23 protein-coding genes are annotated in these 23,869 nt (G+C 45.9%); 15 read left to right on the top strand and 8 right to left on the bottom strand.

All coding sequences use genetic code 11. From position 1 onward, the window contains the following. Nucleotides 1–406: 406 nt before the first annotated feature. Nucleotides 407–1,108 (bottom strand): bifunctional 2-polyprenyl-6-hydroxyphenol methylase/3-demethylubiquinol 3-O-methyltransferase UbiG, encoded by a 702-nt coding sequence (ubiG, locus tag CA267_RS00355; RefSeq protein ID WP_075610057.1) that lies wholly within the window; start codon nucleotides 1,106–1,108, stop codon nucleotides 407–409. A gap of 299 nt (nucleotides 1,109–1,407) precedes the next feature. Between ubiG and gyrA the strand changes: the two genes are divergently transcribed. The 9 genes from gyrA (at nucleotide 1,408) to pyrF (ending at nucleotide 12,489) form a co-directional block, all read left to right on the top strand. Next, entirely contained in the window at nucleotides 1,408–4,101 is a 2,694-nt protein-coding gene (gyrA, locus tag CA267_RS00350) for a DNA topoisomerase (ATP-hydrolyzing) subunit A (RefSeq protein WP_075609314.1), read from the top strand. Nucleotides 4,102–4,193: 92 nt separating this feature from the next. After that, nucleotides 4,194–5,279 carry a 3-phosphoserine/phosphohydroxythreonine transaminase gene (serC, locus tag CA267_RS00345; RefSeq protein ID WP_075609315.1) on the top strand — a complete coding sequence of 362 codons (1,086 nt, stop codon included), beginning with the start codon at nucleotides 4,194–4,196 and terminating at the stop codon, nucleotides 5,277–5,279. Beyond that, a complete protein-coding gene (aroA, locus tag CA267_RS00340) occupies nucleotides 5,276–6,565 on the top strand; it encodes a 3-phosphoshikimate 1-carboxyvinyltransferase (protein ID WP_075609316.1) in 1,290 nt (429 codons plus the stop codon). Before serC ends, aroA begins: the two co-directional genes overlap by 4 nt. A gap of 126 nt (nucleotides 6,566–6,691) precedes the next feature. Beyond that, entirely contained in the window at nucleotides 6,692–7,363 is a 672-nt protein-coding gene (gene cmk / locus CA267_RS00335; RefSeq protein ID WP_075609317.1) for a (d)CMP kinase, read from the top strand. Nucleotides 7,364–7,482: 119 nt separating this feature from the next. Continuing rightward, nucleotides 7,483–9,153 carry a 30S ribosomal protein S1 gene (gene rpsA, locus CA267_RS00330; protein WP_075609318.1) on the top strand — a complete coding sequence of 557 codons (1,671 nt, stop codon included), beginning with the start codon at nucleotides 7,483–7,485 and terminating at the stop codon, nucleotides 9,151–9,153. A 78-nt stretch (nucleotides 9,154–9,231) separates the two neighbouring features. Continuing rightward, entirely contained in the window at nucleotides 9,232–9,519 is a 288-nt protein-coding gene (gene ihfB / locus CA267_RS00325; protein WP_075609319.1) for an integration host factor subunit beta, read from the top strand. Between the two features lie 829 nt (nucleotides 9,520–10,348). Further along, nucleotides 10,349–10,606, top strand: a complete 258-nt coding sequence (locus CA267_RS00320; protein ID WP_075609320.1) for a LapA family protein — start codon at nucleotides 10,349–10,351, stop codon at nucleotides 10,604–10,606. A 1-nt stretch (nucleotide 10,607) separates the two neighbouring features. Next, nucleotides 10,608–11,777, top strand: a complete 1,170-nt coding sequence (gene lapB, locus CA267_RS00315) for a lipopolysaccharide assembly protein LapB (protein ID WP_075609321.1) — start codon at nucleotides 10,608–10,610, stop codon at nucleotides 11,775–11,777. 7 nt (nucleotides 11,778–11,784) lie between these two features. Continuing rightward, complete coding sequence (gene pyrF, locus CA267_RS00310; RefSeq protein ID WP_075610058.1) at nucleotides 11,785–12,489, top strand: orotidine-5'-phosphate decarboxylase; 705 nt, start codon at nucleotides 11,785–11,787, stop codon at nucleotides 12,487–12,489. A 119-nt stretch (nucleotides 12,490–12,608) separates the two neighbouring features. Here the strand turns inward: pyrF and ald are convergent, their stop codons facing one another. Next, nucleotides 12,609–13,736 carry an alanine dehydrogenase gene (gene ald, locus CA267_RS00305; RefSeq protein ID WP_075609322.1) on the bottom strand — a complete coding sequence of 376 codons (1,128 nt, stop codon included), beginning with the start codon at nucleotides 13,734–13,736 and terminating at the stop codon, nucleotides 12,609–12,611. Nucleotides 13,737–13,867: 131 nt separating this feature from the next. On the opposite strand from ald, the gene lrp reads away from it, so the two are divergent. The 6 genes from lrp to serS all read left to right on the top strand — a co-directional run bounded on the left by lrp (nucleotide 13,868) and on the right by serS (nucleotide 20,676). Then, nucleotides 13,868–14,353, top strand: a complete 486-nt coding sequence (lrp, locus tag CA267_RS00300; RefSeq protein WP_075610059.1) for a leucine-responsive transcriptional regulator Lrp — start codon at nucleotides 13,868–13,870, stop codon at nucleotides 14,351–14,353. A 190-nt stretch (nucleotides 14,354–14,543) separates the two neighbouring features. Continuing rightward, nucleotides 14,544–17,033, top strand: coding sequence for a DNA translocase FtsK (locus tag CA267_RS00295; RefSeq protein ID WP_075610060.1), 2,490 nt, complete (start codon nucleotides 14,544–14,546; stop codon nucleotides 17,031–17,033). A 2-nt stretch (nucleotides 17,034–17,035) separates the two neighbouring features. Further along, nucleotides 17,036–17,674 carry an outer membrane lipoprotein chaperone LolA gene (gene lolA, locus CA267_RS00290; RefSeq protein ID WP_075609323.1) on the top strand — a complete coding sequence of 213 codons (639 nt, stop codon included), beginning with the start codon at nucleotides 17,036–17,038 and terminating at the stop codon, nucleotides 17,672–17,674. Then, nucleotides 17,674–18,984: a replication-associated recombination protein A gene (locus CA267_RS00285; RefSeq protein WP_075609324.1), complete on the top strand. Its 1,311-nt coding sequence runs from the start codon at nucleotides 17,674–17,676 to the stop codon at nucleotides 18,982–18,984. Before lolA ends, CA267_RS00285 begins: the two co-directional genes overlap by 1 nt. A 2-nt stretch (nucleotides 18,985–18,986) precedes the next feature. After that, on the top strand, nucleotides 18,987–19,370 hold the full coding sequence (gene crcB, locus CA267_RS00280) for a fluoride efflux transporter CrcB (RefSeq protein WP_075609325.1): 384 nt from the start codon (nucleotides 18,987–18,989) through the stop codon (nucleotides 19,368–19,370). A 10-nt stretch (nucleotides 19,371–19,380) separates the two neighbouring features. Next, nucleotides 19,381–20,676 carry a serine--tRNA ligase gene (gene serS, locus CA267_RS00275; RefSeq protein WP_075609326.1) on the top strand — a complete coding sequence of 432 codons (1,296 nt, stop codon included), beginning with the start codon at nucleotides 19,381–19,383 and terminating at the stop codon, nucleotides 20,674–20,676. A gap of 68 nt (nucleotides 20,677–20,744) precedes the next feature. Here serS and CA267_RS00270 read toward each other — a convergent pair whose 3' ends face one another. Genes CA267_RS00270 through CA267_RS00245 form a run of 6 tightly spaced genes read right to left on the bottom strand, consistent with a single transcriptional unit; the run spans nucleotide 20,745 to nucleotide 23,818 of the window. Further along, nucleotides 20,745–21,692, bottom strand: a complete 948-nt coding sequence (locus CA267_RS00270) for an extracellular catalytic domain type 1 short-chain-length polyhydroxyalkanoate depolymerase (protein WP_075609327.1) — start codon at nucleotides 21,690–21,692, stop codon at nucleotides 20,745–20,747. Nucleotides 21,693–21,736: 44 nt separating this feature from the next. After that, nucleotides 21,737–22,081 (bottom strand): TusE/DsrC/DsvC family sulfur relay protein, encoded by a 345-nt coding sequence (locus CA267_RS00265; RefSeq protein ID WP_075609328.1) that lies wholly within the window; start codon nucleotides 22,079–22,081, stop codon nucleotides 21,737–21,739. A gap of 1 nt (nucleotide 22,082) precedes the next feature. Continuing rightward, nucleotides 22,083–22,346: a DsrH/TusB family sulfur metabolism protein gene (locus tag CA267_RS00260; protein ID WP_075609329.1), complete on the bottom strand. Its 264-nt coding sequence runs from the start codon at nucleotides 22,344–22,346 to the stop codon at nucleotides 22,083–22,085. Then, a complete protein-coding gene (gene tusC / locus CA267_RS00255; protein WP_075609330.1) occupies nucleotides 22,346–22,711 on the bottom strand; it encodes a sulfurtransferase complex subunit TusC in 366 nt (121 codons plus the stop codon). The genes CA267_RS00260 and tusC overlap by 1 nt, the downstream gene beginning before the upstream one ends. A 1-nt stretch (nucleotide 22,712) precedes the next feature. Further along, nucleotides 22,713–23,102, bottom strand: a complete 390-nt coding sequence (tusD, locus tag CA267_RS00250) for a sulfurtransferase complex subunit TusD (protein ID WP_075609331.1) — start codon at nucleotides 23,100–23,102, stop codon at nucleotides 22,713–22,715. A 50-nt stretch (nucleotides 23,103–23,152) separates the two neighbouring features. Further along, nucleotides 23,153–23,818, bottom strand: a complete 666-nt coding sequence (locus tag CA267_RS00245) for a Bax inhibitor-1/YccA family protein (protein ID WP_075609332.1) — start codon at nucleotides 23,816–23,818, stop codon at nucleotides 23,153–23,155. Nucleotides 23,819–23,869 lie beyond the last annotated feature (51 nt).

The raw sequence follows: 23,869 nt of genomic DNA, 5'->3' as shown, positions 1-23,869 counted from the left end.
CTCGAGTTTGTTATAAATTTTCTAAGAAATGCCGATGTGGCATTAAGATCCTGTGAAAGATCGGCGCCTGTGACGAAATCGCAAACGCGTACTACCTGTATTAATCATGAATGCGAATTAATAATCTGATGAATTGTACCCATGTACGAACCACAAGATAGTGAGGTTTTAAGGCTAATGCAACCCCACATCTGGTGTTTATTCAAGCAGTCAGCCCCACTCGATTTTAAAGGTTAGTAGAGACTCACCTAACAATGAATAGCAAGTATCGACGGAATAAATTGCAAGCGTTATTTTTGATAAAAATTATCACCTAAAACAAATTATTCCAAAAAATATTTTTTTATAAAAACACGATATAGAGGGTGTAAAGATATCCCTTGACACCACATCTAGTGTTAAGAAGTTAGGGTGCGACTACGTGAAGCAAATAATTTACATCGATGTTTTTATTGGATAAGTAGAACGTGCGGCTAAACGGATTCATATGTAACCCTGTCGCATGGCGCGTCACCATTCCCGTCGCATCCACCATACCCATCAACTCTGAGGGTTTCAAAAACCGATCATGCTGATGCGTCCCTTTAGGAACCAGCTTCATTATATATTCAGCTCCCACAATCCCCATTAACCAGGATTTGATATTCCGGTTTAGGGTGGAAAAAAACACGTGGCCGCCGGGTTTTACTAATTGAGCGCAAGCACGAACTACTGACGCAGGATCGGGTACATGTTCCAGCATTTCCATACAGGTTACCACATCAAAGGTTGCTGGATGGGTATTGGCGTAAGACTCTGCTGTGGTGCAGTGATAGTCAACCGCAACGCCAGATTCAAGCCCGTGCAGACGCGCAATTTCAAGAGACGCTTCAGCCATATCAATACCTGTCACTTTGGCGCCTAATTTGGCCATAGATTCCGCAAGAATACCGCCGCCGCAACCTACATCCACTACTGCTTTATCAAATAGCCCATCGGCATGTTGCTGAATGTAATCCAGGCGTAAAGGATTGATAGCGTGAAGAGGTTTAAATTCTCCTTCGGGGTCCCACCATCTGGACGCTAACTCACCAAACTTACTGATTTCCTTTTGATCAACATTTACCATGTGTGCTTCATCTCTGGTCATTGAATGATTGCGGACATTACCCGCTAACATACCGCAATTCAGGACAAATTGGGACGAAAAAAGGCGGCAGAAAACCGATTTGTGTAAAAAATAAACATTTAATTGCACGCGCGTAAATTGGAATGATTAACTGCTACATAAATTCCTCTTCCAATGATACACTCAACGATTAATTTAATACCCCATAATAACAATGTGCGCGCCCTGGATTCTCCTTAATCGGGCTTATTTAACTTAACAGCGTACGACAAACCTAATATGAAGGGAAATAGCAGTTTATGACTGATAACGCTAAAGAAATTCTCCCCGTAAACATAGAGGAAGAGCTAAAGAACTCTTATCTCGATTACGCGATGAGCGTTATTGTTGGGCGTGCATTGCCTGATGTTCGGGATGGCTTAAAACCGGTACACAGACGTGTACTTTACGCCATGAATGAATTGAAAAATGACTTCAATAAGCCGTATAAAAAGTCGGCACGGGTAGTGGGCGACGTCATCGGTAAATATCACCCTCATGGTGATTCTGCGGTATATGACACCATTGTTCGTATGGCTCAGCCATTTTCACTTCGGTATATGCTGGTAGATGGTCAAGGCAACTTTGGTTCTGTGGATGGTGATTCTGCTGCGGCTATGCGTTATACCGAAATTCGTATGGCTAAAATTGCTCATGAATTGCTGGCTGACTTAGATAAAGAAACGGTCAACTTCGTTCCTAACTATGATGGTACTGAAAACATACCGGAAGTATTACCTACAAAGGTGCCCAACCTGTTGGTTAACGGTTCTTCAGGTATTGCCGTCGGTATGGCGACTAACATTCCGCCGCACAATCTTACTGAAGTTATTAATGGCTGTATCGCGTTAATTGAAGACCCCGATTTATCCATTGACGGCCTAATGGAACATATCCCTGGTCCAGATTTCCCTACGGCTGCGCTTATCAGTGGTAGAAAAGGTATTGATGATGCCTATCGTACCGGTCGTGGCAAAATTTACATGCGAGCCAAAGCGGAAATTGAAACCGATGCGAATGGTAAAGAAACCATCATCATCAACGAAATTCCGTATCAGGTAAACAAAGCCAGGTTGATTGAAAAAATCGCCGAACTGGTTAAAGAAAAACGCATTGAAGGTGTCTCGGCGTTACGCGATGAATCAGACAAAGACGGTATGCGTATCGTTGTTGAAGTGAAGCGTAATGAATCTGGCGAAGTTCTGTTAAACCATTTATATGCTAATACCCAGTTACAGACCGTATTCGGTATTAATATGGTGGCGCTGGATAATGGGCAACCTAAAGTATTCAATCTAAAAGAAACCCTTGAATGCTTTATCTTACACCGCCGCGAAGTGGTGACGCGACGCACCGTTTATGAACTTAAGAAGGCTCGCGATCGCGCGCATATTCTTGAAGGCCTTGCCATTGCGCTGGCAAACATTGATCCAATCATTGATTTGATTAAAGCATCCCAGAGCCCGGCAGATGCCAAGAAATCGTTAGTAGCACAAGGTTGGGAGCTTGGCGATGTCGCGCAAATGCTTGAGCGTGCTGGGAATGATGCGGCTCGTCCGGAATGGCTTGAACCGGAGTACGGCATTCGGGATGGCAAGTATTTCTTAACTGAGCAACAAGCTCAGGCTATCCTTGATTTACGTCTGCATAAGCTGACTGGCCTCGAGCATGAGAAAATTCTTGATGAATATAAAGAGCTCTTAGCCCAAATCGCAGAACTGTTACATATCCTGAACAGCCCGGAACGCTTGATGGAAGTGATCCGCGAAGAATTAGAAAAAATTCGTGATGAATTCGGCGACGCCCGTCGTACGGAAATCACGGCTGCCACACATGATATCGATATTGAAGATTTAATTGAGCAAGAAGATGTGGTGGTTACGCTTTCCCGCGAAGGCTATGTAAAATATCAAAAACTGTCCGATTATGAAGCTCAGCGACGGGGCGGACGGGGAAAATCTGCTACTAAGATGAAAGATGAAGATTTTATTGAACGTCTTCTAGTGGCAAATACTCACGATCATATTTTATGCTTTTCGACCCGCGGACGTCTTTATTGGTTAAAAGTCTATCAATTGCCGTTTGCCAGCCGCAACGCCCGTGGCCGGCCGATTGTCAATATTCTCCCGCTTGAAGCCAATGAGCGCATAACCGCCATTTTGCCGATTAAAGAGTTTGAAGAAGGTAAATTCGTGTTAATGGCGACAGCCAACGGAACCGTGAAAAAAACCGACTTGAGCCTCTATTCTCGTCCCCGTTCAAGCGGTATTATTGCCGTCAACCTGAATGAGGGTGACGAACTGATAGGTGTGGCTATCACACACGGCGACGATGACATCATGCTGTTCTCTGATGAAGGCAAAGTGGTGCGGTTTAATGAAAAAGCCCGCGACTCAGAAACCGGTGAAGTGAAAATTGATGCAGAAACTGGTGAAGAGATTCTGGCGCTTCGTCCCATGGGCAGAACTGCAACCGGAGTTCGTGGGATTCGCTTACAGGACGGTCAGCGCGTTGTCTCGTTAATCGTGCCGCGAAGTGAGGGCGCAATTCTTACCGCAACTGAAAATGGTTTTGGTAAACGAACGCCCCTTGCTGACTATCCAGCGAAAAGTCGTGCAACCCAAGGCGTGGTTTCGATCAAAGTTTCTGACCGCAATGGTAAGGTTGTGGGTGCCGTACAGGTAGATGAGACTGACGAAATAATGCTGATTAGCGACCAGGGAACCTTGGTACGTACGCGAGTTAGCGAAGTGTCTGTTGTAGGTCGGAACACCCAGGGCGTTCGCTTGATCCGCACCGGTGAAAACGAAAAAGTGGTCGGGTTACAACGTATTGAAGAAATCGAAGAAGAAATTTTACTCGATAACGAAGAAGGCGCGGAAGATACCGCAACGGCCGAAAGCGCTGAAGATAATTTAGCAAATTCTGACGATAAGCCGACGACAGAAGAGTAGTGCCGATTATTTCAAATTTGAAGTAACGGTTTCATTCTTTTTAAACAAGCGGCATTTGCCGCTTGTTGTGTTTACAGGTGTTGAAACTATCAATGAAAAACGTATTCAACTTTAGCGCTGGTCCAGCAATGTTGCCAGCTGAGGTCATGGCGCAAGCCCAAAGCGAATTTGTAAACTGGCAGAACAGTGGCACTTCCGTTATGGAAGTCAGTCACCGTGGCAGTAATTTTATTGAAGTGGCAAAGCAAGCCGAAACGGATTTGCGTGAACTTCTGGCTGTACCGGACGACTACCATGTGCTGTTTATGCACGGTGGAGGCCGAGGTCAATTTGCAGCGGTGCCGCTGAATCTATCTCGAGCAGATGAAAAATCCCTGCATATTGTTTCCGGCTCCTGGTCGAAAGGGGCTGTAGAAGAAGCCCACAAATATAATAATGCACAAGTCATTGGTGACGTGGCAGTAAAAGACGGTTTGACTTACATTGCCTGTCCTGATGCTTCTGATATTGATCAACAAGCCGCTTATCTGCATTTTTGCCCGAACGAAACGGTAGATGGTGTTGCTTATGACTGGTTACCTGAAAGCGGGCGCGTTCCCCTGGTGGCAGATTTGTCATCAACAATTTTGTCTCAGCCTCTGGATGTAAGCCGATATGGAGTGATATACGCAGGAGCACAAAAAAACATTGGGCCATCCGGTCTTTCGGTTGCCATAGTGAGAAAGGATTTAGCTGGAAAAGCGCGTAGCGTGACACCTTCTATTTTTGACTATGGCTTACTGGCGGAGTCTGACTCTATGTATAACACGCCTCCTACCTTTTCATGGTACCTGGCGGGGCTCGTGTTTAAATGGTTAAAAGAGCAGGGGGGCGTGGAAGCTATGGCGGCAAAGAATGCGGAAAAAGCAGCATTGCTTTATCAGGCCATCGATACTTCAGAATTTTATCGTAACACCATTCATCCCGATTGCCGCTCAAAAATGAATGTTCCTTTTCAACTGGCCGACGATAATTTAGACGCTGTCTTTCTTCGCGAGTCAGAGGCTGCAGGCCTGATGGCTTTGAAAGGGCACCGTTCAGTGGGCGGTATGAGAGCCAGTATCTATAATGCCATGCCTGTAGAAGGGGTGAAAACGCTGGTTGCCTTTATGAGCGAATTTGAGAGGAAATACGGATGAACCATCTTGACCAATTGACACTTTCACCAGTGAAAGCAGTCTACGGCGAAGTCAATGTGCCGGGTTCAAAAAGCTTATCTAACCGCGCGTTATTGCTTGCAGCATTGGCAGAGGGTGAAACGGTATTAACTAATTTACTTGACAGTGATGACATTCGGCATATGTTAAACGCACTGTCGGCGCTGGGCGTTCAGTATGAGCTGGATGCCTCTCGTACAGTGTGTAAAGTGACGGGAGTGGGAGGGGCCTTTGCGGTTGCCGAGCCGCTAACTCTATTTCTTGGAAATGCAGGCACCGCCATGCGACCTTTATGTGCAGCCCTTGCCGCCAGTCGAGTGAATGTAAGTCTGACCGGCGAACCCAGAATGGAAGAGCGTCCAATTGGCGATTTGGTCGATGCACTGAACCAAGCCGGTGCTACAATTTCCTACACCAAAAATGTCGGATATCCGCCGCTACGTATCACAGGTAGCCCCCTCGCTGGTGGAGAAGTTGAAGTTGACGGCAGTGTATCCAGCCAATTCTTAACCGCGTTGTTAATGGCTGCGCCTTTGTTTAACGAAAATACTCATATTGTCATTAAAGGAGAATTGGTTTCAAAGCCTTATATAGACATTACGCTTGATACCATGGCTCGCTTCGGGGTGAAGGTGGTGAATCATGGGTATGCGTCTTTTGAAGTCAAAGCCGGGCAAAAATATATCTCTCCTGGTAATTTTATGGTGGAAGGGGATGCATCGTCGGCTTCTTACTTTCTTGCTGCTGGTGCCATCAAAGGCGGCACGGTTAAAGTGACAGGAATTGGGAAAAATAGTATTCAGGGCGATATCCGCTTCGCTGATGTACTGCAAGCAATGGGAGCCTCTATTTCCTGGCACGAAGAATACGTTGAAGTTACGGGAGCTCCGCTGCGGGGCGTTGATATGGATATGAATCATATTCCAGACGCCGCTATGACAATCGCCACCACGGCCTTGTTTGCACAAGGGCCTACTACTATCCGCAATATTTATAACTGGCGAGTAAAAGAGACGGATCGTCTTCACGCCATGGCAACAGAATTAAAAAAATTAGGGGCATCAGTAGAAGAGGGTAAAGATTATATTACAGTCTCACCCAACACAACGTTAAACCATGTGGAAATTGATACGTATAACGATCACCGCATTGCGATGTGCTTTTCACTTGTGAGCCTGAGTCAAACTGCAGTGACTATCAATGATCCAGGTTGTACAGCGAAAACGTTTCCAGACTATTTCACCCGCTTTGCGACCATTTGTCATTAACGTGTTCATTGTTGCTGAAAACGGGTTAAATGACAAAGACGGTAATCGCCACAGCATTGCTAAACGTCCCCGAGTGCGTATAATCGCGCCCGAATTTTTAACCTTTTTGTAAAAACTGGAGCAGGCATGCATCCGATACCCGTAGTCACGGTAGACGGCCCAAGCGGGGCAGGTAAAGGTACGTTAAGTAGCCTACTTGCTGAAAAGCTGAAGTGGCACTTTCTGGACAGCGGCGCAATTTATCGCGTTTTGGCAGTAGCAACTTTACATCACGATTTACCTAACGATGATGAAGAATCTATTGTGCCACTGGCCACTGGTCTGGACGTAAGTTTTGAAACTGATGGTGACAAGCCGCGGATTATCTTGGAAGGCGAAGATGTAACGGATGATATACGTACCGAGCAGGTAGGTAGCGTAGCGTCTAAAGTTGCTGCATTGCCCCGCGTACGCGAGGCATTATTACGCCGGCAACGGGCTTTTCAGCAATCTCCAGGCCTGGTGGCGGATGGCCGGGATATGGGCACTGTCGTGTTTCCAGATGCAATTATCAAGATTTTCTTAACCGCCAGCGCTGAAGCAAGAGCGCAGAGGCGTTATGGCCAGTTGAAAGCTAAAGGGATGGATGTTAATATTGCGCGCCTTTTAACCGATATCAAGGCGAGAGATGAACGTGATACTCATCGTTCCGTTGCTCCATTGATACCGGCTGAGGATGCAATCATTATAGATTCAACCAGCCTGGATATTGAGCAGGTGTTTGAAAAAGCAATGGAAGTTATCTCCTCCCGCCTTTAAGACGTGAGCCGCATAGCCCCTAGCAGATGTCGTAACAGGATGTAACGACTTAAATTAATAACCCCACGTTAGCCGGACTGTAATGTGGATGTCAACTTTGATTAAATTTAAATAACCTTATGACTGAAAATTTTGCACAACTTTTTGAAGAAAGCTTACAGGAACTTGAAACTCGTCCCGGGTCAATCGTAAAAGGGACTGTCGTCTCTATCGACAAAGACATTGTTCTTGTTGATGCAGGGCTTAAATCAGAAAGTGCTATCCCAGTAGATCAATTTAAGAATGCCGACGGCGAGTTAGAAATTGAAATCGGTGACACAGTAGATGTTGCACTTGACGCAGTAGAAGACGGATTTGGTGAAACCATTCTGTCTCGCGAAAAAGCGAAGCGTCATGAAGCCTGGGTTGAGCTTGAAAAAGCATATGATGACAAGGCCACTATTAAAGGCATTATCAACGGCAAAGTGAAAGGCGGCTTTACTGTTGAAGTTAACACTGTACGTGCTTTCTTACCAGGATCTCTGGTAGATGTTCGTCCGGTGCGCGATACTACGCATCTTGAAGGCAAAGAACTTGAATTTAAAGTTATCAAGTTAGACGCTAAACGTAACAACGTTGTCGTTTCTCGCCGTGCTGTTATCGAAGCTGAAAACAGTGCTGAGCGTGAGTCTCTGCTTGCTAATCTTGAAGAAGGTCACGAAATCAAAGGTATCGTTAAGAACCTGACTGATTACGGTGCTTTCGTTGATTTAGGTGGTGTTGACGGTCTGTTGCACATCACTGATATGGCGTGGAAACGCGTTAAGCATCCAAGCGAAATCGTAAACGTTGGCGATGAAATTAACGTTAAAGTATTGAAGTTTGATAAAGAAAAACAACGTGTTTCTCTTGGTATGAAGCAGATGGGCAACGATCCTTGGCAAGAAATTGCTCAACGTTATCCCGAAGGTACTAAGATTACAGGTCAGGTCACTAACCTTACCGATTACGGTTGCTTTGTTGAAATCGAAGATGGCGTTGAAGGTCTGGTACACGTATCTGAAATGGATTGGACTAACAAGAACATCCATCCTTCTAAGGTTGTTAACTTAGGTGATACTGTTGAAGTTATGGTTCTGGAAATTGACGAAGAGCGTCGTCGTATTTCTCTGGGTCTTAAACAGTGTATCGCTAACCCTTGGGAAGAGTTTGCGAAATCTCATGAGAAAGGCGACAAAGTCACTGGTAAGATCAAGTCAATCACTGACTTCGGTATCTTTATCGGTTTAGACGGCGGTATTGACGGCCTGGTTCACTTATCTGATATTTCATGGAATAAGTCTGGTGAAGACGCAGTTCGTGATTATAAGAAGGGTGATGAAATTTCTGCTGTTGTTCTTCAAGTCGATCCAGAGCGTGAGCGTATTTCTCTTGGCGTTAAGCAAATTGAGGAAGACCCATTCAATAAGTATCTGACAGACAACAAGAAAGGTGCTATCGTTGTTGGTACAGTTACCGCTGTTGACGCGAAAGGCGTTACTGTGAACCTGTCTGAAGAAGTTGACGGATACATTCGCGTTGCTGATTTAGCACGTGAACGTATTGAAGATGCTTCTGAAGTAGCAAATGTTGGTGACAGCATTGAAGCCAAGTTCATGGGTGTTGATCGTAAGAACCGTACTGTTAACCTGTCTGTTAAAGCGAAAGATCAGGCTGACGAGAAAGACGCAATCGAGAAAGTAAACCAGCACGATGATTCTGGTTTCGGTAGTGCGATGGCGGAAGCTTTCAAAGCGGCTAAAGGCGAATAAAGCAGTTGATGCAGGTGTACCATAGGTACACCTGTCTCGCGGTAGCTGACTGGATTAAATTTTGACAAAGAGGTTACTATGACCAAGTCGGAACTAATTGAGCGGCTCGCGGATCAGGCTCGACACATTCCTGCGAAGGAAATCGAGATGGCGATTAAAGAAATTCTCGAGCAGATGGCGCAAACCCTGCAAAAGGGCGAGCGAATTGAAATTCGAGGATTTGGCAGTTTTTCTCTCCATTACCGGGCTCCTCGGGTCGGGCGTAATCCTAAGACCGGGGAAACTGTAAAGTTAGACGGCAAATATGTCCCTCACTTTAAACCGGGAAAAGAACTGCGAGAGCGTGTTGACGCTGCAATTCAATAATATCAAAAGGCCGTTAATACGGCCTTTTTTGTTAGTAATGCCCCGGTTTTTTAAACGACGTTCGATGGTCGTTGTAAATAAGGTAAATCTTTAAGCTAATAAAGAATATCCCTTTCTATACTTTATCTCATCAGCCTCATCCATGCTCGGTAGTGAGTCTCAAAAATGGAACCCATAGAATCCAGAAGTCTAAAAAGAATATTTTAATTTGCTCTACGTTTTATCTCACGTAGCGGCTCAAGTGGCGTCTCAGAGTTCGGCGTTATCGTAACGGCAAGCCAAAACCCTCCATTCTCGCTTTTTCTCAATAAACAATATTAGCTTTTCGCTATGGATAGGAAGCTCCTTCTCCGCGAATGGAACACCGCCTAACGTCAGACGTAGACCCTTTTACATCGCTTACAATATTTTGTCTAGCTCGTGCCTCACGACTTGGGCAAAACAGGTCTACTCTGGCCAAGTTCAAAACTTGAAACTTCGCGAGCTTTCCGCTTTTATTATTGCAGCTGAGTTACCACTCCGCAGTGACAAATGATCATCCAGCGACAATAGAAAACTTCCTAATTGTGGCGCTTGAATGAAAACGCTGAGCAGCGACACTATGGTGGTGCTCTTTCGAATTATCGCAACGTAAAGTATGGTACTGCTGAGTTGTGTGGGAGCATCTACAGTTACATCACATTCAATTACTCAAGCATACTGGTTGCGGTACTATATAGATATCTGTTATTGCTGCTCTACGATGACGGGGATTATGCTATATATTGATGTTATGTTGCCATTCGATTTGTTATGCTGATAACTAAGTAAGTGTACAAAGGCTTTTGTATTGAAAGGAATAATTTCGTTACTGATAATTGTATTTTTGCTGGCGATGGCGTTTGCTATCGGTTCGCAGAACGAAGCATTTGTTTCAGTTAATTATTTAATTGCTCAAGCTGAAATTCGTGTATCTACATTGATTGCGGTATCGTTATCTATCGGTGTGATCATCGGTGTATTAATTATGTTAGTAAGCTGGCTGAGTTTGCGTGTTCAGCTAGTTGCTGCTCGTGCCAAATTAAGAAAAGCGACGAAAGAGCAATAATATGCTGGAATTGTTATTCTTACTTCTGCCAGTTGCTGCTGGGTATGGCTGGATCATGGGCCGTAACAGCGTTCGGCAGGCGCAAAGGAAACAATCCAGTATATTGTCCCGCCATTACTACAAAGGCTTAAACTTCCTTCTGTCCGATCAACCTGATAAAGCAGTGGATACGCTTATCAAAATGATCAACCTTAATACCGATACCGTGGAAACGCATATTGCCATGGGTAATTTTTTTCGGCACAGAGGAGAAATTGATAGAGCCATTCGTGTTCATCAGAACCTGGTTAGTCGTGACGAAATACAACCTTCCCAGCGCGAAAATGCATTACGCGAACTAGGCAAAGATTATACGCAGGCCGGTTTTCTGGAACGGGCAGAAAACGCGTTTTTACAGCTTTTAAACAGCGACAAACATTATCTGGTTGCTCAACAGCAACTATTCAGCATTTACCAAACCACAAAAGAGTGGGACAGAGCCATTGAGTTAGCCGAGCGAATGGTTGAGTGCCACGGTGACAATGATGATGTAAGTGAACGGCTGGCCCATTTTTATTGTGAACAAGCTCAAGTTGAAATTAACAGAAATGAGCAGGGACAGGCTCTTACCCTACTGCAAAAAGCAGTCAATGCCGATGAGCATGCAGTCAGACCATGGTTGATGTTGGGAAAAATCGCATTAGACGAAAAGCGCTATCATGATGCCAGCGCGTATTTTTTACAAGTCGCAGAACGTGATATCAGCTGGTTTAGCGAAGCGGTTCCTTCACTTGAACGCATTGCTGAAGAAACCGGTAACTGGGATGCGTTTGCCAAAGAACTGCAGGGGCACTGGCAGGAATGTGCAACTTCTTATCTCGCAATGGTGGACATTTTGGTAGCCAAAGGAGATGTCGGGCAGGCCGCCGACTATCTACTTGATCAACTACGTAAACGTCCGACTATGAAAGGCTTCAAAACACTGGTGGGGTTATATATCAATCAGGTAGAAGATGAAGCCTCAACAGCCAGCCTGAAACTGCTTAAAGAACTGGTGGAAAACCAAATCGCGCAACGCCCCAAATACCGTTGTCAAAGTTGCGGTTTTTCGGGACGCAAACTCTACTGGTTATGCCCTTCCTGTAAAAAGTGGGGAATTGTAAAACCAATTAAAGGCCTTGATGGAGAATAACAGAAATATGCACGATCCCCTTGTCATTATTGCGCTGGATTATGATGATGCAAATAAAGCGCTGGCCTTTGTCGACAAGCTTACGCCTTCACAATGCAAACTAAAAGTCGGCAAAGAGATGTTCACGCTTTTCGGGCCCGAATTCGTTAAGCGTCTGATTGAAAGAGGCTTCGATATTTTTTTAGATTTGAAGTTTCATGATATTCCCAACACTGTGGCTAAAGCTTGTAAAGCAGCCGCCGAATTAGGTGTGTGGATGGTAAACGTTCACGCCTCCGGAGGGGCTGAAATGATGAAGGCCGCTAAGGCAGCCATTGCCCAAAGTAGCCATCCGCAGACTAAGTTAATCGCTGTCACCGTACTAACCAGTATGGATGATGTTCAATTAAATGACATAGTGCCTGATACTACCGCTGAACAACAAGTGAAAAATCTTGCTGCTCTAACCCGTAGCTGTGGCCTGGACGGGGTAGTTTGCTCAGCCAAAGAAGCGGAAATGTTGCGTCTCGACATGCCAGAACCTTTCTTGCTCGTAACACCCGGTATAAGGCCGGCAGGGGCTGAGATCGGCGATCAAAAACGCGTCATGACACCCGTTGACGCGATGAATGTAGGCGCAAGTTATCTGGTTATTGGCAGACCTGTAACTCTTGCACCCGATCCTGTTGCGGTATTAGATGACATCAATCAGAGTTTATTAGCCGTAAGCTAGGAGAGTAAATTTCTATTACCCCAGTCGTAGAACCAGGTGGCGGTATAAACACTATGAATGCAAAAGCCCGGCAATGAGCAGGGCTTTTGCAGCTTCGCTTGAGAAAAAGCCGGGTGTGGTTACTGTAAAGCTTCTGCAGCTGGGGTATAAGTCAATCCAAGTTCTTCTCCCAAGGCATCGACCACTGCTTTATAGGTAACTTTGCCCTGATGAACATTTAGTCCATTTAGCAGATGCTTGTCTTCTAACATAGCTTTTGCAGGACCTTTATTGGCCAAAGCCAAGCCGAAAGGCAGCGTCGCATTATTTAATGCCATGGTAGACGTTCTAGCTACGCCGCCAGGCATATTAGCAACGCAGTAGTGTACTACATCATCAATAATGTAAATTGGATCTTGATGAGTGGTTGCTTTCGATGTCGCAAAACATCCACCTTGATCTATGGCGACATCAACCAACACCGATCCTGGTTTCATGGCTTTAATGTGTTCTGCGTTCAGCAATTTCGGTGCAGCGGCACCCGGGATCAATACCGCCCCTATTACTAAATCGGCTTTAGAAGAATAGGTTTCAATAGCGTCAACAGTGGAAAAAACAGTTTTAACTTGACCATTAAAAATATCATCAAGTTGGCGTAAGCGCGGCAGTGAACGGTCTAAAATGGTTACATCAGCACCCAAACCCAGCGCCATTTTAGCCGCTTGAGTACCTACTACACCACCACCGATAATCAGCACTTTACCTGGAGCCACGCCTGGTACACCACCAAGCAATGTACCACTTCCGCCGTGAGCTTTTTCCAGATAATGGGCGCCGGCTTGCACTGACATCCGTCCCGCCACTTCACTCATAGGCGCAAGCAGAGGTAATCCACCTCTGTCATCAGTGACTGTTTCATAGGCAATACAGGTAGCACCGGACTCAACCAGCAGCTTTGTCTGCTCAGGATCAGGCGCAAGATGAAGGTACGTATACAGCGTCTGTCCTTGACGCAGCATTTTACATTCGTTTGGCTGGGGCTCCTTTACTTTAACGATCATTTCAGCCTCAGCAAAGATTTGCTCTGCTGTTTGCGAAATAGTCGCGCCGGCAGCAGAATACATTTCATCAGAGAACCCAATTGCTTCGCCAGCCCGGGTTTGCACCATGACCTGATGGCCGTGAGTCACAAATTCTTTTACTGCTGCGGGCGTCAACCCAACACGATATTCATGATTTTTTATTTCTTTTGGAACACCAACTAACATAATTACCCTCTTTACGTTGCGGGGTTGTAGGGAAGGAGCGCAGTATACTCAACTCGCGAAAAAAGTATGTGCTGAAAAAGCATGTAAAGCCGTGTTATATTTTGCTGTATGGCAAATATCCGGTATTTTATATGTTAGTTAAAACGCCTAAGCACTTGGACAGAATCGACCGCAATATTCTGACGGAATTGCAGCGGGATGGACGCATTTCCAATGTTGAATTGGCAAAGAATGTGGGTCTTAGTCCAAGCCCTTGTTTAGAAAGAGTAAAGCGTTTAGAGAATCAAGGGTATATTATCGGTTACCATGCAGTGGTAGACCCTAATCTTTTGGGGGCAGCAATGTTGGTGTTTGTTGAAATTACATTAACAAAGACGTCTGTTGATATTTTCGCAGAATTTTCTGCTGCTGTACTGAAACACGAAGATATTCAAGAGTGTCATCTGGTTTCAGGGGATTTTGATTTTCTGCTCAAAACCCGCGTAGCAGATATGTCCAGTTACCGTCGATTATTGGGCGATACGCTGTTACGCCTACCTGGTGTGAGCGAATCTCGTACATATGTGGTGATGGAAGAAGTAAAAAGCACCACAGCACTTAAAATCAACCTGAAATAGTCGCGATTAAACGGTAGTTGTCGTGGTTTAACAATAGGTTTAGCGCAGCGCTTTATGGTAGGCTTTATCCATTAAAAAAGGTAATGCCGCCTTTTCTTCCATACCAGCAGAGGCTGGATTAAAGCTGACTTTAGTTTTTGGTGATAGGTTATGCAGATAAGCGGTATTCATGAATAGTAATATTAGGGTTATGGCGCGACTTTCTGGGGTTCAGCGATTGCTGGAAGCAGGCATGATAGTGGCCTGCGTATTTGCTTTTTTTCTTTTATTTGCGCTTGCTTCATTTCATCCAGGCGATCCGGGATGGAGTCAGGCAGGTCTGCAGCTGGACGTTCATAATTGGGTTGGAGCTACTGGAGCGTGGGTAGCCGACCTGTTGCTGTTTAGCTTTGGTTATCTAGCCTATTTACTGCCATTTTGTTGTGCGTTTATCGGCTGGTTCAGTTTCCAGCATATTAAAAATATTGAAGAGTTTGATTATCTGACCATAGGGCTCAGGCTTATCGGCGGGCTGCTACTGGCCTTAGGTGCTACCGGTATAGCCAGTGTGAATTTTAACGATCTGTTTAATTTTTCAGCTGGCGGTTTTGTCGGCGATATCATCAGCTCGGCGCTTATTCCTTATTTTAATACGGCAGGAACTATCCTGCTGCTGCTTTGCTTTTTCTGTACCGGTTTTACTCTTCTTACTGGAATCAGCTGGCTTACTATCATTGACTGGATGGGCAATATAACGCTGTGGACTGGTCGTAAAGCCGTGGCGCTACCGCAGCAGCTACTGGGTTTAGAAATGCCTCGGCTCGCGTTGCCTTTCAACCGAACCGAACAGGAAAGTGAAACGTCTGATGAAATTGATATCACCAGTATGCGTGCTGAGCCACCAGCGGAAAATAGCAACCATCGACGTGGTAAATCTGCTGCGATTGAACGAAGTGAGCCGTCTTTTGGCATTCCTGATGAAGTGTTTACCGCAGATGACGAACCTCCTTTTCACATTGATGAAAGCGCTGAGCCTGAGCCTGAACCGGAAGAGAAAAAGTCCCGCTTTTCCATATCCGGACTAAAGCAAAAAGTAAACGGAACGGCTGCTTCAACACCATCTCCAAGCTCGCCTAAGTCGGCGTCACCTACCGCTAAACCCGCAAAAATATCTTCAGGAGAAGGTGGGGGAGGGGACGATTCCGTCGGCCCAATGCCGTCTTTTGATCTTCTTGAACGTGCAGATAAGCATGAAAATCCTATTTCGCAGGAAGAGCTGGATATGGTGTCGCGCCTGGTAGAAGAAAAATTGGCTGACTTCAATATTGAAGCGACGGTTGTTGGCGTATATCCCGGGCCCGTAATTACGCGGTTCGAGTTGGATCTGGCGCCAGGTGTAAAGGTCAGCAAAATTACTACGCTGTCAAAAGATTTAGCTCGCGCCATGTCGGCCATCTCGGTCCGGGTTGTAGAGGTAATTCCTGGCAAGTCAGTAATTGGCCTGGAGTTGCCTAACAAGAAGCGGGAGATGGTTCGTTTAAGCGAAGTTATTTCCTGCGACACTTTCCAGTCTGCGCCATCAGCTCTGACCATGGTATTAGGTGCGGATATCAGCGGAAAACCTGTGGTTGTTGATTTAGCGAAAATGCCGCATTTGCTGGTAGCGGGTACGACTGGCGCGGGTAAGTCTGTAGGCGTCAATGTCATGATTTTGAGCCTGTTGTACAAATCTACACCAGAAGATGTGCGCATGATCATGATAGATCCGAAAATGCTTGAGCTGTCAGTGTATGAAGGTATCCCTCATCTTCTCGCTGAAGTGGTTACTGACATGAAAGAAGCCGCCAATGCGCTGCGGTGGTGCGTAGGTGAAATGGAACGACGCTACCGCTTAATGTCTGCATTAGGTGTAAGAAATCTTAAAGGTTATAACGCTAAAGTGCTGCAGGCAATTGCAGATGGTGAGCCAATTAAGGATCCTCTGTGGCGATCTGAAGAAAGTATGGATCCGGAAGCGCCAGACTTAGATAAGCTGCCACACATTGTTGTGGTGGTCGACGAATTTGCCGACATGATGATGATTGTGGGTAAAAAGGTCGAGGAGCTTATTGCACGAATTGCGCAAAAGGCTCGGGCGGCAGGAATTCATTTGATACTGGCTACGCAACGGCCTTCCGTTGACGTTATTACAGGGCTAATCAAGGCAAATATTCCTACTCGTATCGCGTTTCAGGTTTCAAGTAAAATTGACTCACGAACCATCCTTGATCAACAAGGCGCCGAAGCGTTACTGGGTATGGGAGATATGCTGTATTTACCGCCGGGTAGCCCGGTGCCCACCCGCGTTCATGGCGCCTTTGTCGATGACCATGAAGTTCATGCCGTCGTGGCGGACTGGCAGAAGCGAGGTAAGCCGGAATATATTGACGAAATTTTGAACGGCGAAGCCTCCGCGGAAGTGTTATTACCCGGCGAAGCTCCAGAAGGTGGAGATGAGGAATATGACGCCTTCTTTGATGAAGCGGTCGCTTTTGTTACGGAATCTCGTCGAGCCAGTGTCTCTGGTGTTCAACGCAAGTTTCGAATTGGTTATAATCGCGCAGCGCGTCTGGTGGAACAAATGGAACAAAATGGCGTCGTAAGTTCACCGGGCCACAATGGTAATCGCGAAGTTATTGCGCCGCCACCACCCAAGGATTAATCATGATTTTACAAATAAATGAATTATGTGCGTTGTGTTTTATTGCTGCCGCCAGTCTCCCGGCGGTAAGCGCTACAGCGGATGAAGATGCCAGGGATGCATTGAAAGAAACGTTATCGCATATGCAGCAGTATCAGGCTAATTTTAAACAAATAGTTACCGACAGCACCGGTGAAGTAGTGCATCAGGCAACAGGTAGTTTGACCATGGCAAGACCTGATAAGCTAAAATGGCAAACGCAGACACCGGATGAAACATTGCTCGTTGCCGACGGCGCCGCCGTGTGGAACGTCGATACGTTTGTTGAACAGGTGACGGTTATCTCGCAAGATTCCGCCGTTGCAGATAACCCCATTATTTTACTCACCAATTCAGAAGATGCGGTGTGGAATAAATTTACTATTAACAAGTTGTCGACCCGCCCTGAACAATTTTTGATTAAGCCGGCGGATGGAGAAGGACAAATCCGCGAGCTCGTGCTTACCTTTAAAGACGGTACGATGCAGAGACTTACTATGCTGGATGCGCAAGAACAGCAAAGCGAGCTGGATTTTTCTAACATCGATACCGCTTTTTCTCTGCCCGCAGATTTTTTTAAAGTAAAAATTCCTGCCAGCTATATGGTTGACGATCAACGTTAATGTTTAGCGAACAAGAACCTTTTGCACCGCTGGCTGCAAAGATGCGGCCCGTGACCCTGGATGATTATGTGGGGCAGCAGCATCTCATTGGCGCGGGAAAACCATTAAGAAAAATGCTGGAAGCCGGACATTGTCACTCAATGGTGCTATGGGGTCCTCCGGGTACGGGGAAAACCACCCTGGCGGAACTTATTGCCACCTATACTCATGCTACTGTCATTCGATTATCTGCTGTGACGTCTGGGGTAAAGGACATTCGAGCGGCCATGGATCAAGCTGAAAAAGCAGCGAAATATAATCAGCGGACATTACTGTTTGTTGATGAAGTGCACCGCTTTAATAAAAGTCAACAAGATGCGTTTTTGCCCTTTGTAGAATCTGGAACAGTGACTTTTATCGGCGCAACTACTGAAAATCCTTCTTTCGAGTTAAACAACGCGTTGCTGTCTCGGGTTCGCGTTTATGTGCTAAAGCCGCTTGATGAAATAGCTTTGGATAATTTGCTGGACAAGGCGCTTAATGATGAGCACAAAGGCCTTGGTCAGCGTAGCCTTACTTTGGACACCGACGCTCGAAGCGCATTGATTGGGTTGTGTGGCGGCGATGGTCGGCGGATGTTGACCTATTTGGAACTTGCGAGTGATTTTACCGAAAGTGCCTCCATTTCGCTATCCGACGTTGAGCAGGCAGTGGGGGAGAAAGTTGCAAGCTACGATAAACAAGGTGATGCGTTTTACGATTTAATATCTGCTTTTCATAAATCGGTACGCGGGTCTGATCCCGATGCGGCACTCTATTGGTACGCCAGAATTCTTAATGGCGGCGGCGACGCTTTATATGTTGCCCGACGCTTGCTTGCCATAGCATCTGAAGATATTGGAAACGCTGATCCCCGAGCCATCCAGCTGTGCATTGCAGCATGGGATACGTTCCATCGTGTGGGCCCGGCTGAAGGCGAACGAGCGATAGCTCAAGCCGCAGTATATTGCGCTTTGGCAGCGAAAAGTAATGCCGTATACAAAGCGTTCAATGGGGCCAAAGCGTTAGCCCGCGAAGCGCCCGATTATCCGGTGCCGGCACACTTAAGAAATGCGCCTACCGCTTTAATGAAGGAGCTTGGACATGGAAAAGGTTATCGTTACGCCCATGATGAACCTAATGCCTTTGCGGCGGGTGAAGTGTACATGCCGCCAGAGCTTCAGAGTACGCGGCTTTACCATCCCAGCGAGCGGGGCTTAGAAAAAACGTTAAAAGCCAAGCGCGATTATCTGGACAGCTTAAACCAGCAAAGTGTAAACAAACGGAATTGATGATGCCCACAGGATTCAGCCTATATTGTTTTATCGCCGCCGGTGGTGCCGTAGGTGCATGTATGCGCTATTTCTTCACTACAACAATAGATTCAGTGCTTGGAAAAGCCTTGCCGTTTGGTACACTTATCGTCAATGTTATCGGCTCTTTTTGCCTGGTTTTATTGTATAGTTTTATTGAGCGACAGGAGCTGGCTGAGTCGCCTTACCGGGCGCTTCTCGGCATTGGCCTGTTAGGTGCGTTTACTACCTTTTCCACTTTTTCTGTTGAAACGCTCTCGTTACTCAATAATGGGTTATGGTTAAAAGCGATATCAAATATCATTTTGAATGTCGGCGCCTGTTTATTGGCAGGCTGGCTGGCAATAGAATTAATAAAAGGATAAGAAGGAACACATGTTAGATCCTAAGTTTTTGCGAAACGACATTGAAACCACTGCGCAACGTCTGGCTAGCCGTGGCTACAAACTGGATGTTGACACTTTTACTGCATTGGAAGAAAAACGTAAGTCGCTTCAAATGAGAACCCAGGAGTTACAGAACGAACGTAACGTGCGCAGTAAATCGATTGGAAAGGCAAAAGCTCAAGGTCAGGACATTGCGCCATTGCTCGCTGAGGTGGGAGAGCTGGGCGAGCAGCTGGATGCAGCGAAATCGGAGCTGGCGGTTGTACAAACGAGTATTACAGAGATAACTCAGGGAATTCCGAATTTGCCTGATGCATCTGTTCCTGTTGGAAAAGATGAAGAAGAGAATGTAGAAGTTGACAAATGGGGAACGCCACCTTCTTTTGATTTTGCCATTAAAGACCATGTGGATTTAGCCGAAGGCATTGGTAAGGGGGCGGACTTCGAACTGGCGGCAAAGCTTACCGGTAGCCGGTTTGTAGTTATGCGCGGGCAAATTGCCAAATTGCACCGTGCGTTAGCACAATTCATGCTTGATACCCACACCAACGAACATGGCTATCAAGAAATGTATGTTCCTTACCTGGTCAACGCTGACAGCCTTTATGGGACGGGCCAACTGCCCAAGTTCGGCGAAGACTTGTTTCATACTCAACCCGCAACAGAAGAGGGGCAGGGGCTGTCTCTTATTCCTACGGCTGAAGTCCCGCTTACCAATATCGGGCGGGATGAAATTTTTGAAGCGAAGCAGCTTCCGCTGAAGATGGCAGCCCACACTCCATGTTTTCGCAGCGAAGCAGGCTCTTACGGGCGTGATACACGCGGTTTAATCCGTCAGCATCAGTTTGAAAAAGTTGAGTTGGTGCAGTTGGTAAGGCCAGAAGAGAGTTTTGATGCGCTGGAAGCGTTAACTCACCACGCCGAATCAATACTGCAAAAGCTGGGCCTGGCGTATCGCAAGATGCTGCTGTGTACCGGCGACATGGGCTTTGGTTCTTGTAAAACCTATGATTTGGAAGTCTGGCTTCCTGCACAAGATACTTATCGAGAAATTTCTTCCTGCTCGAATATGGGAGATTTTCAGGCGCGCCGGATGCAGGCAAGATATCGCGACCACCAGACGGGTAAACCAGAACTTTTACATACGCTAAATGGATCCGGTTTGGCAGTAGGTCGCACCTTGGTTGCAGTGCTGGAAAACTATCAACAGGAAGATGGAAGTATAAAGATTCCAGAAGTGTTGGTAAGTTATATGGGTGGATTGACAGAACTTAAAGCAGGATAAGCAACTTCTTGTTAGAGACAAAAATCCGGGGGCATTGGCCACCGGATTTTTCTATTACTGAGTTTAAGCTAATTTGCCTCGTTGCCCGGCAAGGGGTGAGTACTGAAAAACGCCCAGATAAATTTAGTGGCGGGAAGTTCCTCATCAGTTTTACCTAAACCATATTTTGCAAAATCTTCTCCCGATGCTGAACCTGGCCAAGTATGCCCGGCTGTTTCAGAACGATAGAACAAGATATCTGCGTTGTCTTTACATTCGGTGTAGGTAAAACGGGTAACACTGCTATCAATCTTATCCACTTCGGGCTCGGGGTTACAACCATTGTGTTTAATCCATCCATCAACGGCCTTTTCTACACCCATTCGCCAGTACGAAGGGGAATCTTCCTGTACTTCATAATGATTTACTGTGTCTTTCGTACCATGAAACGTCACTACTGGCACTGGCCTTGCCGGTTCACAATCTTCCGGATAACGCACGCCAGCTACTGGACCTATAGCGGCAATGTCGTTCGCCATATCACAAGCTAAGCGGCTGCTCATTCGAGCTCCGCCCGAAAACCCAGTAGCATAAATACGACTTTCATCAACAGGATAATCGGCTTTGAGCTTTTCGAGAATAGCTTTAACAAAGGAAACGTCACTCACTCCTTTGGGATCTTTATCCACATTCCAGGTATTTGGGCCGTCGCTCTTCCTTTTATAGATGGCAGCAGGCGAAACAACAAAAAAACCTTCTTTTTCAGCTAAATCTTCCATATCAGAAAATTTAGCCTGCTGTTGAGGGGTGGAGCTGGTTCCGTGAAAATTCAGTACCAGCGGCAACTCTAACCCTTCTTCAGCGGCAGAGGGAACAAATAAGCGATAATGCCGCTTTTTTCCTTCCACATTTATCACTTCGGATTCTAACGTTTCTTGAGAATAAGCATAGTTAAAAGCGGAACTAGCAGCAATGCTGGTAAGAATAACCGCGCCAAATTTACTCACAGACTTGGAAAGTAATTTAATGGGAATCACCTTGCCTCCTTTAAGGGAATAAAAACCTGCTGCTCAGACGGCAATTACAGGCATTTTGCCGGTTTGGGTAAGCCCGCCAGCTTAGTTGCTTGTTTCGCCGGACCTTTAGGAAACAACCGTTGCAAATAGCGGCTATTCCCTTTTTCCGGCCCGTACTGCTGCGCAAAAGCCTTTACCAATGCGCGGATCGCAGGGCTGGTATCGTATTGAAGATAAAATTCGCGAACAAAACGTATTACCTCCCAATGCTCCTCCGTAAGCGCAATGTTTTCTGATTGCGCCAGCAGCAGTGCCATCTCTTCTTTCCACTGCGTATGATCAAGTAAGTAACCGGACTTATCGGTGAAGATTTGGCTACCTTGCCAGTTAAAAAAATGTTTTTCGGTCATACTACAACAATACCCACGGGTAAAATTTATGCGATAAGGCAACCCAATCCCGATAATCTATTAAATACTCAGCAGATAATGTCACACCTCGCGCTAACGCATCTTCTGCCAAAACATATATCGATAATGCAGGAAACTCGCCAATTAACTCGGCGTAAAGATAAGTCCCGTCTCCACATAGTATAACGGGCGTCGAAGGTTTCATACCGCCCAGTTGCGCCTTTATTTCGCCTGTATAGTCGGAACCTGTAAGAACGGCTAGCATTAAAACGTCACTACATGATCAACCTGAGAAAGCAAAGATGCGATTTCTTTGGTTTCTATAGGTTTTACTACGTTCATTAATAAAGTTGGGTCACTTAGCGCTGCAGGAAAAAAATCGGTAAGGCTACGGCTGCAAACATAACATTTCTCTATATCATACAGGGGAAGTAGGTTCAGGCGCTTTGCGTGGTTTTTCGTGCCAGCGGGAGGGGCTTGGTTGTTGAGCAACTGAAGTACACCTCGGCCACTGAACAGCACAATGACGTTATGACCGAAATTAGTGGCGCCCAATGCAAAATCCAGCCCTTCACTCGCATCACTGCTGTCATAGGGGGAGTGAGTTTGTCTAATTAGTAACGTAGCCATATTAAAACTGCACCAATCGGTCGCACTGGTGTAATTCGGTAAAAAACTCACCCAAGCCTACCTGTTCAAAAGGAAACACCACATTGTGCTGAGTCTTTTCAGCAATAGCGGCTTCATGCTTGCTCATAATTCCTCGTTTAGCCGCCGCAGTAACACAAACCCACAAGCGAGTGGCCGCAGATTGATGAATTTCACACCACTGAAAGTAAGGGTTATACTCATCGTTAGTAGGATTGATAAGAGCGTTAGCGTGATAAACCCCGGCCTGATAGAAAAAAATCTGCTGTATCTTGTCGCCTAATTCAATAGCACTGGTGCAAAAACTTATAGCTCGCCGTGCATTTGATGAGTCAAAAGGAGAGGTTGTCACTAAAACTGAATACGTAGCCATAAATAAAAAAACACCCCGTAGACGGGGTGTTTTCTCCGTAAACCTGTCGGTTAGTCGTCGCCACCAAATGCACCCAGCAAGTGCAGGATGGCAGTGAAAAGATTGTATATATTCAGATAGAGCGATACTGTTGCGCGAATATAGTTAGTTTCACCACCATGGATAATGCGGCTGGTATCAAACAATATTAGCCCAGACATTATGAACACGATGGCAGCACTTATGGCTAAACTTACTGCCGGAACCGCGAAAAATATATTAGCGATTGCAGCAACAATAACCACCATTAGTCCAACCATCAAAAAACCACCCATAAAAGAGAAATCTTTCTTCGTGGTAAGCACATAACCTGAAAGCGCAAAGAAGACTAATGCCGTAGCACCTAGCGCCTGCATAATAAGACCAGGACCAGCAACACCTAGATAGAAGTTAAGGGTATAACCTAATGACGCGCCCATTAACCCGGTAAATAAGAACACCCAGAATAAACCAGACGCAGAGTCAGCTTTCTTCTGTACAACAAAAAGTGTAATAAACGCACCAATCGTCATAACCAATGACATGATAGGGGAAATACCTACTGCCATGGCGATACCTGCACACACGGCACTAAATGCCAGTGTCATCGCTAACAACATATACGTATTACGCAATACCTTGTTAGTTTCCAGTACTGACGATCGAGATGCACCAGCATACATTGAACGTTGATCCATTGTTTCCTCCAACAGGATAGTATTGACCAAAACGGTTAACTATTTAGTTAG

The organism is Alteromonas pelagimontana, assembly GCF_002499975.2.
In the GTDB taxonomy this organism is placed as follows: Bacteria; Pseudomonadota; Gammaproteobacteria; order Enterobacterales; family Alteromonadaceae; genus Alteromonas; species Alteromonas pelagimontana.
This window is presented reverse-complemented; position numbering and strand designations above follow the sequence as displayed.

Coding starts and splice junctions, on each gene's coding strand:
- cmk (WP_075609317.1), top strand. CDS start 6,692: ATGCATCCGATACCCGTAGTCACGGTAGACGGCCCAAGCGGGGCAGGT.
- ihfB (WP_075609319.1), top strand. CDS start 9,232: ATGACCAAGTCGGAACTAATTGAGCGGCTCGCGGATCAGGCTCGACAC.
- CA267_RS00295 (WP_075610060.1), top strand. CDS start 14,544: ATGGCGCGACTTTCTGGGGTTCAGCGATTGCTGGAAGCAGGCATGATA.
- CA267_RS00285 (WP_075609324.1), top strand. CDS start 17,674: ATGTTTAGCGAACAAGAACCTTTTGCACCGCTGGCTGCAAAGATGCGG.
- aroA (WP_075609316.1), top strand. CDS start 5,276: ATGAACCATCTTGACCAATTGACACTTTCACCAGTGAAAGCAGTCTAC.
- rpsA (WP_075609318.1), top strand. CDS start 7,483: ATGACTGAAAATTTTGCACAACTTTTTGAAGAAAGCTTACAGGAACTT.
- serS (WP_075609326.1), top strand. CDS start 19,381: ATGTTAGATCCTAAGTTTTTGCGAAACGACATTGAAACCACTGCGCAA.
- ubiG (WP_075610057.1), bottom strand. CDS start 1,108: ATGGTAAATGTTGATCAAAAGGAAATCAGTAAGTTTGGTGAGTTAGCG.
- ald (WP_075609322.1), bottom strand. CDS start 13,736: ATGTTAGTTGGTGTTCCAAAAGAAATAAAAAATCATGAATATCGTGTT.
- lolA (WP_075609323.1), top strand. CDS start 17,036: ATGATTTTACAAATAAATGAATTATGTGCGTTGTGTTTTATTGCTGCC.
- crcB (WP_075609325.1), top strand. CDS start 18,987: ATGCCCACAGGATTCAGCCTATATTGTTTTATCGCCGCCGGTGGTGCC.
- tusD (WP_075609331.1), bottom strand. CDS start 23,102: ATGGCTACGTATTCAGTTTTAGTGACAACCTCTCCTTTTGACTCATCA.
- gyrA (WP_075609314.1), top strand. CDS start 1,408: ATGACTGATAACGCTAAAGAAATTCTCCCCGTAAACATAGAGGAAGAG.
- serC (WP_075609315.1), top strand. CDS start 4,194: ATGAAAAACGTATTCAACTTTAGCGCTGGTCCAGCAATGTTGCCAGCT.
- CA267_RS00260 (WP_075609329.1), bottom strand. CDS start 22,346: ATGCTAGCCGTTCTTACAGGTTCCGACTATACAGGCGAAATAAAGGCG.
- CA267_RS00265 (WP_075609328.1), bottom strand. CDS start 22,081: ATGACCGAAAAACATTTTTTTAACTGGCAAGGTAGCCAAATCTTCACC.
- CA267_RS00245 (WP_075609332.1), bottom strand. CDS start 23,818: ATGGATCAACGTTCAATGTATGCTGGTGCATCTCGATCGTCAGTACTG.
- lapB (WP_075609321.1), top strand. CDS start 10,608: ATGCTGGAATTGTTATTCTTACTTCTGCCAGTTGCTGCTGGGTATGGC.
- tusC (WP_075609330.1), bottom strand. CDS start 22,711: ATGGCTACGTTACTAATTAGACAAACTCACTCCCCCTATGACAGCAGT.
- pyrF (WP_075610058.1), top strand. CDS start 11,785: ATGCACGATCCCCTTGTCATTATTGCGCTGGATTATGATGATGCAAAT.
- lrp (WP_075610059.1), top strand. CDS start 13,868: ATGTTAGTTAAAACGCCTAAGCACTTGGACAGAATCGACCGCAATATT.